The organism is Streptomyces sp. NPDC002130 (assembly GCF_040296465.1).
Lineage (GTDB): Bacteria > Actinomycetota > Actinomycetes > Streptomycetales > Streptomycetaceae > Streptomyces.
This window is the reverse complement of the sequence record NZ_JBEOXI010000256.1, coordinates 1-11,331: the sequence shown is the minus strand read 5'-3', so window position 1 is coordinate 11,331 and position 11,331 is coordinate 1. Positions and strand designations below refer to the sequence as shown.

Here is an 11,331-nt window from a genome sequence, read left to right as displayed (position 1 = left end):
GCACCTTCTACCGGTACTTCGCCACCAAGGAAGAAGCCGTCGCCCCGCTCTACGCGACCGGCGCCCAGCGCTGGGTGGCCTGGTGGCACGCTGCCCCCTGACCGTCCGCAGTGACACCCCTGCCTGACCGGGTGGCGGCTTCCCGCCGCCCGGCCCCCACAGCAGAAGGAGACCGCGTGATAGGCCGACCCCGCAGCCCGTACCCGTCCGGCGGCAGGACCCGTGTCCGCCGCTCCGTCCTCGGCGCGCTCGCCGGCGTCGCCGCGCTCCTGGCGACCGGCGTCACCGCCACACCCGCGAGCGCCACACCGGACCCCGGCGTGATGACGCCCTCGGCGCAGGAACGCGCCCTGGCCTTCTGGACCCCGCAGCGAATGCGCGAGGCCACCCCGCTCGACCTGCTGACCGTCGACCGCGCCGACGTGCGGACCCCGGCACTCCGCAAGGGCAAGGCGACGGTCGTGGCCCCCAGCGCGCCCGCCTCCGCCGCGGGCCCGATGGCCTTCCCGCACGGCGGCGGCCCCTGGTCCGGCGGGGGAGCGGTGACCAAGACCGCGGGACGGGTGTTCTTCAGCTACCAGGGCCGCACCGCGTCCTGCTCCGGCAACGCCGTCTCCAGCGCCAACAAGAGCACCGTGATCACCGCCGGTCACTGCGTCAAGCTGGAGGGCGCCTGGCACACCAACTGGGTGTTCGTACCCGGCTACCACGACGGACAGCGCCCGTACGGCACCTGGACCGCCTCCAAGACCCTGTCCACCCCGCAGTGGACGGCCAGTGAGGACATCAACTACGACATCGGCGCGGCCGTGGTCGCCCCGCTGGACGGGAAGAAGCTGACCGACGTCGTCGGCGGCCAGGGCCTGGCGTTCAACACCGGCTACAACAAGGCCATGTACTCCTTCGGCTTCCCGGCCGCGGCACCGTACGACGGCGAGAAGTTCATCTACTGCAGCGGCACCACCACCCGCGACTTCCTGCTGTCCAAGGACCACGGCCTGACCTGCAACATGACCGGCGGCTCCAGCGGCGGCCCCTGGTTCACCCAGTTCAGCGAGGCCACCGGGACCGGCCTGCAGTCCTCGGTGAACAGCTTCAAGTACAACTTCCTGCCGAACGCCATGTACGGCCCGTACTTCGGCGCGGACGCCCAGAACCTGTACCAGAGCGCCCAGTCTTCCTGAGCCGGCGCCTCACCCGGAGCCGCTTCCTCCGCCACGTGGTGGCGGAGGAAGCGGCTCCGGATCGTTGCGCCATGAGCCGTCCCACCGCTCGTGACCGGGCGGAAGCCGGGCGGGTGTGACGCACGGAGCACGGGTGGCCGGAATCCATCACGGGTGTCCTGGGCATGCATCGAGCGTTTGCCGACGCCCCCACAAGGAGTGAAACCGGCCATGAACGCTCCCGCGACGTCGCCCACCCCCACCGCTCCCGGAGGACTCCCCCTCCTCGGGCACGGCCTCCAGCTCGCCCGCAACCCCCTGCCCTTCATCAGCTCCCTGCGCGACCACGGCCCGGTGGTGCGCATACGCATCGGCCCCACTCCCGCCTACGTCGTCACCGACCCCGCTCTGACCCGCAAGGTCCTGGTGACCGACGCCGCGCACTACGCCAAGGGCGGCAAGATCATCGACGCCCTGCGCGTGTTCTTCGGGGACGGCCTCGCCACGATCGCGGACGGCGACGCCCATCTGCGCCACCGGCGTCTGATGCAGCCCATGTTCAACAAGGCGCACATCGCCGACCGTGGCGACGCCATGATCGAGCAGGTCGCCTCGGCGGTCGGCGCATGGCCCGAGGGGCAGCCGCGCGATGTGTACGAGGACATGAACGAGGTCACGCTCGGAGCCTTCCTCGTCGCCCTGTTCGGCGCGGATCTGCCCGAGCATCTGGCCGGCGAATTCACCGCGCTCATGCCGGACATCATGAAAGGAACGATTCGGCAGACCATTCTCCCGCCCTGGGTGACCCGGCTGCCGCTCCCCGCCAACCGGGCGCACGCGCAGCGCGTCGCCCGCCTGCGGGCCCTCATCGACCAGGCCATCGACCACCGGAGGCGCCGGGCAGCCGGACCTCCGTCCGGCGCCACAGCCCCGGCCGACGCCGGATGCCCGCACGCGGCCGCTGCCGCCGGTGACCAGCGGACGGGCCTCTTCGACACCCTGCTGACCGCCGAGGACCCGCTGACCCGTCAGCAGCTCCAGGACGAGGCCATCACCCTGCTGACCGGCGCGATCGAGACCACCGGCACCACGCTGGCCTGGACCCTCTACGAGATCACCCGCCATCCGCGGGTCGAACAGCGGCTGCGCGAGGAACTCGTCACCGTGTGCGCGGACCGCCCCCTGGCCTACGAGGACCTGGAGCATCTCCCGTACGCGCGCCGGGTGTTGCAGGAAGCCATCCGCAAGTACGGCCCCGCATGGCTGGTGACCCGGACCGCCACCCGCGACCTCGACCTCGGCGGGCATCTCGTCCCCGAGGGCGCCGACGTGGTCTGGAGCCCCTACCTGCACCAGCACGACCCCGCGGTGTTCAGCGACCCCGACGCCTTCGACCCGGACCGCTGGACCACCGGCAACACGGCGGCCACCCGCGGCTCGTTCCTCGCCTTCGGCGACGGCCGCCGCAAGTGCATCGGCGAGAACTTCGCCTGGGCCGAACTCCAGATCATCCTGGCGACCGTCCTGCGGACCTGGCCGTCCTTCCGGCTCACCTCCCGGGCACCACGCCCCCAGGCGGTGGTCACGGTCAAACCGGACCGCATGACCATGCGCTTCCACCGGCAGCCGGCCCCGGCCCCGCGGAACACCGACGACCCGGCCGGCGTCACGACGGTCGCGGAACCCGGCCCGGACTCGAAGCCCTCACCGTCCGCCGGGTGATCCCACAGCCGACAGCGGCAGCCCCGGACTTGGGCAACCATCCCGCTCCTCGACGGTCTGTCTCCACGGGGGTGGCCATGGGGGCGGACCATCAGATCGCGTTCCTCCTGCGGGAGTCGGCGCAGCGGGATCCGGAGCGGCGAGCAGCGGCGCTGAAGGGGCTGGGGCGGATCGGCCGGGCGGGGCACGCCCGTGTACTCGTCGAAGCGGCTGACGCCCCCGAGCCCTCCGTGCGCGCGGCCGCCGCCCTGGCCCTGGGCCGGCTCGGCGTCCCGGAGGCCGGCGAAGAGGTGCTGCCCCTGCTGATGGGCGACCCGGATCCGGACGTCCGGCGCAGGGCCTCCGTCGCCGCCACCCGGCTGGGACTCGACGGACCAGCCGCCGTCCGGGCCTTCGCCCGGCTGCTGGCCGACCCGGACCACCACGTGCGGATCAACGCCCTGGACGGACTGGCGGCACTGGGCGCGCCCGGGGACGTCACCGCTCTGGCCGCCCTGCTCGGTGACCCCGACAGCGCCGTGTGGGGACGCGCCCGCACCCTGCTGGACAGATGCGGGGAGGACCCGGCCGTACGAGCCGAACTGACGCGCACCGCCCGGCGGGGGGCGGGTGCCGCACGCGCTCGTGCCCTGGAACAGCTGCCGGAGTGCTGCACCGGGGAGCTCTTCGACTCCCTGCTGACAGCGCTGCACGACCCGTCCCCCGCGGTACGGATCCAGGCCGCCCGGCGCTTGCTCCGCGTGGAACGGCAGCAGGTGCGGGACGAGCTGACGGCGGCCCTGCGCACCGAGGAGCACCCCGAGGCCGCCGCAGGCCTGCTGCGCGGTCTCGGAGGGCTGGGCGACGACCGCGTGATCGAACCGGCCGTGCGGTGGCTGCGCGACCCCGTCGCCGGACCGTCGGCCGCGCGCGCCCTGGGCACCGTCGCTCCGGTCGCGGTCGCGCCGCACCTCCGCGCGGCGCTCACCGACCAGACGCTCTCCCCCCGCACCCGGGCCGCCACCGCAGCAGCCGTCGGGACCGCGGGGCGCTGGGACGCGGTGTGGCTCCTGCTCTCCCTCCTGGACGACCCCGACGACGACCTGCGCGCGGGCGTGCTCGACGGCCTGGGGACACTCGTGGAGAACGGCCTCCGCCCCTGGGAGCGCCACCCCGTGGCCTGGGCCCTGGCCGACCACCTGGCCACCGACGCCCGGCACACCTGGCGCACCCGCAACGCGCTCGACGGGCTCGCCCAGGCACTGCCCGACGTGAGGCGCCTCGCGGACAACGCCCCGACCGGCGAGGTCCTGGCCGCCGCGCTGTCCCTGCTCGACGGGGACGACCCGGCCGACGAGCACTCCCGCCACGACGTACGGCGCTTCCTGCGCAGCCTCGACGATCCGCACGAACCGGTCCGCTACGAGGCCGTCCTCGGTCTCCGACGCTGGGTGGAGGCGACCGGCTCCCTGCCGCCGGACGATGAGGGGGCCCGCGATCGGCTGACCGCCCTCACCGGGGACGCGTCCGCGCGACTGCGGCAAGCCGCCACCGGCCTCCTCGGCAGACTGGACACCGGCCCGCGGTGAGCAGAACCGGCCGGTGGCCACCCGCAGCGGCGGAACCGGCGTGCAGGCACCCGCAGCGGCGGAACCGGCGTGCAGGCACCCGCAGTGGCGATACCGGCGTGCAGCCACCCGCAGCGGCGGAACCGGCCTGCAGCCACCCGCACCGGTGAAACCGGCGTGCAGGCAGCCGCAGCGGCGAAACCGGCCTGCAGCCACCCGCACCGGTGAAACCGGCGTGCAGGCAGCCGCAGCGGCGGAACCGGCCTGCAGCCACCCGCAGTGGCGCAACCGGCGTGCAGCCACCCGCACCAGTGGAACCGACCTGCAGGCACCCGCACCGGCGAAACCGGCCTGCAGCCACCCGCAGCGGCGGAACCGGCCTGCAGGCACCCGCAGCGGCGATTTTCGTCCACGTGCGGGCATGCACCGCGTGTCATCCGCCCGGCCGGGCCACACTGGGACCCATGCGCGTGGTGATCATGACGGCGGGATCGCGCGGCGACGTCGCGCCTTACACCGGGTTGGGCGCGGGGCTGGCACGCGGCGGGCACGAGGTCACGCTCGCCACCCACGGCCTGTTCGAACCCCTGGCCGCCGGAACGGGCGTGCGCTTCCACCCGACCCCGGTCGACCCGCACGCCGTGTCGCACTCCGACCGCGGCCGCGATCTGCACGCCGGCACCACCGGCCTCGGCAAGCTGCTGCGTGCGGTGTCGATGGCCCGGTCCGTGGCCGAGGAGATGACCGACGCCCTGGGCCAGGCCGCCCGCGGCGCGGACGTCGTCCTGGCCGCGGGAGCCGTCGCACCGCTGGGCCGGGCCATCGCCGAGGGCCTGAGTCTGCCCAGCCTCGGCCTGTTCCTCCAACCCCAGCACCCGACACGCGAGTTCGGCGCGCCCATGCTCGGCGGACGATCGCTCGGAACGGTGGGCAACCACCTGGGCGGACGGGCCGTGATCTCCGCCGTCGACCGGGTCTACACCCAGGCCGTGCACCGGCTGCGCACCCGGCACGGCATGACCCTGCGCGGCCCCTCCGCCGGCCGCCGGGCCCACGAGCGAGCCCACTGGCCCGTGCTGCACGGCTTCAGCGAACGGGTGGTGTCCCGCCCGAAGGACTGGCGCCCCGGGCTGGAGGTCGTCGGGTACTGGTGGCCGCACGACACCCGCGCACTGCCCGGTGAAGTGGAGGAGTTCCTGGCCGCCGGGCCGCCGCCCGTGTTCGTCGGGCTGGGCAGTGCGACGGTGCCGGACGCCGGGCACCTCAGCGCCGAGATCGTGCGTGCGCTGCGTACGGCGGGACTGCGCGGCATCATCCAGCAGGGCTGGGCGGGCCTGGCCGCCCGCGGCGACGACGATGACATGATCACCGTGGGAGACGTGCCGCACGCGCTGCTGTTTCCCCGTACGGCCGCCGTGGTCCACCACGCAGGAGCCGGCACCACCGCCGCCGTGCTGCGCGCGGGCGTCCCCACCCTTCCGGTACCGGTGCAGTTCGACGGCGGCTTCTGGGCGGCCCGCCTGGTCGCCCTGGGGACGGCACCGTGCGCCGTCCCCCTGCGGCACCTCACCGCCGGTTCGCTCGCCTCCGCCCTGCGCCGCGCCACGAGCGATCCTCACCACCGCCTCCGCGCCCAGGAGTTGGCCCGTGGCCTGGCCGAAGAGGACGCCGTGGCCCCGGTCCTGGCCGCGCTGGACCGGCTCACGTGACCGGTCGCCGGAGGGACGGCTCCACTCGCGGGAAACGGCGGTGCAGCCGGATCGCCAGGGGAGCGGCGGTGAACACCGAGGAGTACGTCCCCACGACAAGGCCGACGAGCAGCGCCAGGGCGAAGTCCGCGAGCGAGGAACCGCCCAGCACGGCGAGCGCGGTGAGCATGAACGCCGCGCCCATGCCGGTGTTCACCGTACGGGGCAGGGTCTGCAGGATCGCCTCGTTCACGAGGCCGGGGAACGGCGCCCCGGGACTGCGCCGGACCAGTTCCCTGACGCGGTCGAACAGGACGACGGAGTCGTTCACGGAGTAGCCGATGACGGTCAGCAGGGCTGCCAGGAACACCCCGTCGACGGGCTTGCCGAGCCAGGCGAAGACCCCGAGCAGGATCACCACGTCGTGGACGAGCGCGACGACCGCGGCCGAGCCCAGCACCCAGCGAAAGCGTGCCGCGAGGTAGACGAACTGCGCTCCGAGGGCCACGGCGAGCGCGATCAGCGCACCTCGGCGCAGCTCCTCGCCGAGGCTGGGACCGATCAGTTCGTCGCGGACCTTGTCCGCCCGGCTGTCGAGGCCGCGCAGAGTCCCGGTGACCTCGGCCTCCTCGGCGTCGGTCAGGGGATCCGTACGCACCGTCAGACCCGTGTCGCCCGAGGACTGCACGACCGCGCGGGGAAAACCGGCGTCGGCGAGGGCGGCACGGGCCCGGCCGGGTTCGACGGGACTGCCGGTGCTGTATTCGATGAGGCGGCCCCCGGTGAACTCCACGCCGAGATCGACGCCGCGCACCGCGATGCCCGAGCCGGCCAGCACGAGCACGGCCGCGGAGGTGGCGAGCCAGCGGCGCGGGCGGCGCATCAGGAGGGGGTTGCGGCGGGTGAGACGGTCGCGGACCGCGCCGATGCCGGCGATGCCGGTGAGACCGGGGCGGCGGCGTACGCCGGGCCGGCTCGCGGCGAACTCGGCCAGCACCCGGCTGACGACCAGTGCGCTGAACATGGAGGCCAGCACACCGATGCCGAGGGTGACACCGAAGCCGCGAACGGGCCCGGAGGCGAGGAGGAACAGCAGAGCCGCCGCGATCAGCGTGGTGATGTTGGAGTCGGCGATCGCGCTGAAGGCGTTGCGGAAGCCCGCCGTGAGCGCCGAACGGACACTGGGCCGGCGGCGTGCCGCGTACTCCTCGCGCGCCCTCTCGAAGACCAGCACGTTGGCGTCCACGGCCATGCCGATGGCCAGGACGAAACCCGCCAGGCCCGGCAGGGTCAGGGTGGCGCCCAGGGCGGCCAGGGCGGCAAAGGAGATCAGGCCGTAGCAGGCCAGGGCGAGGGCGGCCAGGCTCCCCATGAGCCGGTAGACGGCGATGATGAACAGCGAGGTCAGCGCGGTGCCGATGACCGCCGCCCAGGCGCCGGCGTCGACGGCCTGCGCGCCGAGCGTGGGGCCGACGGTGCGCTGCTCGACGGTCTCGACGGGCACGGGCAGGGCCCCGCCGCTGATGAGCAGGGAGAGTTCGCGGGCCTCCTCGGCGCTGAAGGAGCCCGTGATCCGGGTGGCGCCGTCGCGGATGCCGGTCCCGCAGGCGACGGACGGGTCGACCTGCGGGGAGGAGATGACCTTGTCGTCGAGGACGATGGCGACCCGCCGCGCCGGGTCGCCCGGGGCCTGGCAGGCGGCCTCGCCGGTCAGGCGGGCCCAGCCGGCCCGGCCGTCGCCTCCGAAGCCGACGGTGACGTGCCATCCGGCGCCGCCCTCCTGGTCGAACCGGGCGGCGGCCTCCTTGACGTCCTCGCCGGTCAGGGCGGTGGGCCCGAGGCGCAGCGGCGTGCCGGACTCGTCGGGCAGGACGCGCTCCCGGGGCCGCTTCGGCAGCGGCCGGGAGGTGTCGTCCGCTTCGTCCGCGGTGCCGAGCACGGAGTGGAAGGTGAGCTGTGCGGTACGGCCCAGGACGTCGGCGGCCTTCTTCGGATCCTGCACACCGGGTAGTTCGACGATGATCCGGTCGTCGCCGGAGCGCACCAGGGTGGGTTCGGCGACGCCGAGCGCGTCGATGCGGCCGCGCAGCACCTCGAGGGTGCGGTCGGTGGCCGTGCGGTCGGCGTCGGCCGTGGGGGTGGAACGGGTTTCGAGCACGATCTGGGTCCCGCCGCGCAGGTCCAGTCCGAGCCGGACGGGCACGGTGGCGGCGATGTACAGGGACAGGGCGAGCACGGCGAGGGCGAGCAGCGCCCTCACGCGCAGGGAACGGTTCAACGGAAGCCTCCGGCAGGCACACCACGGCGGCGGCCGTCGCGGGCCGCTGCGGGGTGGTCGGGGTGAAGGGGAAGGGGCGTCAGGTGCCGGAGAACACCGGGGGCCCCCGCCCCTGGTCCTGGGCCAGGTGTGGCTGCGAGGCGCTCACGCGCGGGCTCTGAGGGCCGTGCGGGTTCGGAAGCCGGCTCGGGGTGGCGTGCGCGCTCCGGTCGCAGGTGCCGGAGTGTCCGCGGGGGGCCGGCTGCTCGCCGTGCGGCTGCTCGTGACGGGTGGCCGCACGGACGACGCGGGCGGCATCGCATCCGTCGTCGGCGCGTGTTCCGTCGTTCCGGAGGTGGTCCGCCGCCGCGCGTGTTCCGTCGTTCCGGAGGTGGTCCGCCGCGCGCGTTCCGTCGTACTGGAGGTGGTCCGCCGCGTGTGTTCCGTCGTGCCGGAGGTGGTCGGCCGCCGCGAGGTGGCCGGACGCGCCCGTGCCCGGTCTGCCGGGCGGCGGGGTGACGACGCCGAGGGCGGCCAGCACCGCCACGACGACGACCGCGAGCACCGCGGTGACGGGGGAGCGGGGCCGAGTGGTGCCGACGACGGGCGCTGTGCGCGCGATGTGGTGCACCGTTCCCCTCTCCTCGCGATCTACGGCCCGGGCCGGTTTCCGGTCAGGGCTCGATCAGCCCGGCGCGGATGGCGTAGCGGGTGAGGTCGAGACGGTCGCGCAGGCCGAGTTTCTGCAGCAGGTTGGCGCGGTGCCGCTGGACGGTCTTGATACTGATGAACAGCAGGTCCGCGATCTCCTTGGACGAGTGGCCCTCTGCGACCAGCTTGAGGACCTCCTCCTCGCGGGGGGTGAGGATCTGGTCGGGCGTTTCCTGGCCGTGGCGGGCCCGGTCCAGGTAGTTGCGGATCAGGGCGGTGACCGCGCCGGGGTACAGGAAGGGCTCGTCCCGCATCGCGGCCCGGCAGGCGGCGACCAGGTCCCGGTCGGCGACGGACTTCAGCACGTACCCGCTCGCGCCCGCCTTCAGGGCCTGGAAGAAGTACTGCTCGTTGTCGTGCATGGTGAGCATCAGGATCCGCAGGCCCGGTGTGAGGGCGGCCAGTTCGCGGGCCGCCTGCAGGCCGGTCAGACGCGGCATGGCGATGTCGAGCACGGCCAGGTCGACGTCGTGGGCGCGGGCCAGCTCGATGGCCTCGGCCCCGTCACCGGCCTCGGCGACCACGTGGAGGTCCGGTTGCTGGTCGAGGATCAGCCGCACACCGCGACGGACCAGCGCGTGGTCGTCGGCGAGCAGGATGCGGATCGCGCCGGTTTCCCTCGGGGCGGGCGTGGTCGTGTCGGGCATGATCAGGGCTGCTTCCTTGCGACGGGCGCGGTGAGCTGGACGCGGGTGCCGGCCCGGGGCGCGGGGATGATCTCCAGGGTGCCGCCGACGAGCAGGGCGCGTTCGCGCATCCCTCGGATGCCGGCGCCTTCGCGGGGGGCCTCGATGCCGCTGCCGTCGTCGGTCACCGTCAGCACCACGCCGTCGTCGGCTCGGCGCAGGGCGACGGTCACCCGCCGGGCGTCCGCATGGCGGGCGACATTGGTCAGCGACTCCTGGGCGACGCGGTAGAGGACCAGCTCCGTCTCCGGCTCCAGCGCGGGCAGCTCGGCGTCGAAGCGGCGGGTGACCAGCAGCCCGGTATGGGTGGCGAAGTCCTCGCCGAGCGAGGTCAGCGCGCTCACCAGGCCCAGATCGTCCAGCACGCCCGGCCGCAGCCGGCGCACCAGACGGCGGACCTCGTCCAGGCTCTCCCGGGTGATCTCCTGCAACTCCTGCAGCTCCTTGCGCAGCGGCTCCGGGGCGTCGTCCGCCGAGCGCTTGAGGCCCAGCAGGATCGCGGTCATGCTCTGGCCGACCTCGTCGTGCAGTTCCTGAGCGATGCGGCGGCGTTCCCCCTCCTGGGCCAGCAGTGCTCGGGTGCTGCTGGCGACCCTCTCCTGCTCCAGCCGCTCCAGCATGGCGTTGAACGTACGGATCAGCTCCGGGACCCCGCCACCGCCCGAAGCGGGCACGTACGCGTCGACACCTGGCTGGACCCGCTCGGCGACTACGCCAACACCGGGTATCAGATCTCGCAATCGCTGTTCGGCCTGGCCACCGGTGGTATCGCCGGAACAGGTCTGGGCAGTGGTCGACCCAACCAGGTGCCGTTCGCGAAGACGGACTTCATCATCGCGACCATCGGCGAAGAGCTCGGGTTGATCGGCCTGGCCGCTGTGCTGATGCTGTTCCTGCTTCTCATCGTGCGCGGCCTGCGTACGGCGTTGGCAGTGCGCGACAGCTTCGGCAAACTGCTGGCCGCCGGTCTGTCGTTCACCATCGCGATCCAGATTTTCGTTGTCGTCGGCGGCGTCACCAAGCTGATCCCGCTGACGGGTCTGACAACACCGTTCATGTCGTACGGCGGCTCGTCGCTGCTCGCGAACTACCTACTGCTGGCCATCCTCGTCCGGATCTCGGACGCGGCTCGTGCGCCGGTAGTGACGAAGAAGAAAGGTCCGCCCCCAATCGCTGACGCCAATACCGAGATGATGCCGCGCGTATGAACACTCCACTGCGCCGCGTCGCGATGGCCGTCATGGTGATGGTCGTCGCGCTCCTCGCCAACGCCACGTACGTACAGGTCATCAAGGCTGACGACCTGCGAGCCGACCCGCGCAACTCGCGGGTGCTGCTCGACGAGTACTCACGCCAGCGAGGTCAGATCTCGGCTTCCGGTCAGGTGCTTGCCGCCTCCCGCGCCACCGACGACCGGTACAAGTACCTGCGCGAGTATCCGAATCCGTACCCGTACGCACCGGTCACGGGCTTCTACTCGATGCAGTACGGCAGCGCCGGCCTCGAGCGCACCGAGGATCCGATTCTCAACGGCTCGGACAACCGGCTGTTCAGTCA

Annotated in this window: 8 protein-coding genes and 3 pseudogenes; 7 read left to right on the top strand and 4 right to left on the bottom strand. The window is 73.2% G+C overall.

All coding sequences use genetic code 11. The annotated features are described in order from the left end of the window. The 5 genes and pseudogenes from ABT116_RS33825 to ABT116_RS33805 all read left to right on the top strand — a co-directional run. A pseudogene (locus tag ABT116_RS33825) lies at positions 1 to 98 on the top strand (TetR family transcriptional regulator); the annotation flags it as partial. 78 nt (positions 99 to 176) lie between these two features. After that, positions 177 to 1,184 (top strand): trypsin-like serine peptidase, encoded by a 1,008-nt coding sequence (locus ABT116_RS33820; RefSeq protein WP_351641686.1) that lies wholly within the window; start codon positions 177 to 179, stop codon positions 1,182 to 1,184. 210 nt (positions 1,185 to 1,394) lie between these two features. Further along, positions 1,395 to 2,885: a cytochrome P450 gene (locus ABT116_RS33815; protein WP_351641683.1), complete on the top strand. Its 1,491-nt coding sequence runs from the start codon at positions 1,395 to 1,397 to the stop codon at positions 2,883 to 2,885. 77 nt (positions 2,886 to 2,962) lie between these two features. Beyond that, positions 2,963 to 4,453 carry a HEAT repeat domain-containing protein gene (locus ABT116_RS33810; protein WP_351641681.1) on the top strand — a complete coding sequence of 497 codons (1,491 nt, stop codon included), beginning with the start codon at positions 2,963 to 2,965 and terminating at the stop codon, positions 4,451 to 4,453. 443 nt (positions 4,454 to 4,896) lie between these two features. Then, the gene (locus ABT116_RS33805) at positions 4,897 to 6,141 is read left to right on the top strand and encodes a glycosyltransferase (protein ID WP_351641678.1); all 1,245 of its coding nucleotides are present in this window, start codon (positions 4,897 to 4,899) and stop codon (positions 6,139 to 6,141) included. Here the strand turns inward: ABT116_RS33805 and secD are convergent. The 4 genes and pseudogenes from secD to ABT116_RS33785 all read right to left on the bottom strand — a co-directional run. Then, on the bottom strand, positions 6,134 to 8,398 hold the full coding sequence (secD, locus tag ABT116_RS33800) for a protein translocase subunit SecD (RefSeq protein WP_351641676.1): 2,265 nt from the start codon (positions 8,396 to 8,398) through the stop codon (positions 6,134 to 6,136). The two genes, ABT116_RS33805 and secD, sit on opposite strands and share 8 nt — an antisense overlap. Positions 8,399 to 8,477: 79 nt before the next feature. After that, positions 8,478 to 9,008 carry a hypothetical protein gene (locus tag ABT116_RS33795; protein WP_351641673.1) on the bottom strand — a complete coding sequence of 177 codons (531 nt, stop codon included), beginning with the start codon at positions 9,006 to 9,008 and terminating at the stop codon, positions 8,478 to 8,480. A gap of 43 nt (positions 9,009 to 9,051) precedes the next feature. Further along, positions 9,052 to 9,735 (bottom strand): response regulator, encoded by a 684-nt coding sequence (locus tag ABT116_RS33790; RefSeq protein WP_351641670.1) that lies wholly within the window; start codon positions 9,733 to 9,735, stop codon positions 9,052 to 9,054. A 2-nt stretch (positions 9,736 to 9,737) separates the two neighbouring features. Continuing rightward, a pseudogene (locus tag ABT116_RS33785) lies at positions 9,738 to 10,448 on the bottom strand (sensor histidine kinase); the annotation flags it as partial. On the opposite strand from ABT116_RS33785, the gene ABT116_RS33780 reads away from it, so the two are divergent. Further along, entirely contained in the window at positions 10,335 to 10,982 is a 648-nt protein-coding gene (locus ABT116_RS33780; RefSeq protein WP_502983983.1) for an FtsW/RodA/SpoVE family cell cycle protein, read from the top strand. The pseudogene ABT116_RS33785 and the gene ABT116_RS33780 sit on opposite strands and share 114 nt — an antisense overlap. Further along, positions 10,979 to 11,331 (top strand): annotated as a pseudogene (locus ABT116_RS33775) (penicillin-binding protein 2); the annotation flags it as partial. The gene ABT116_RS33780 and the pseudogene ABT116_RS33775, both read left to right, overlap by 4 nt.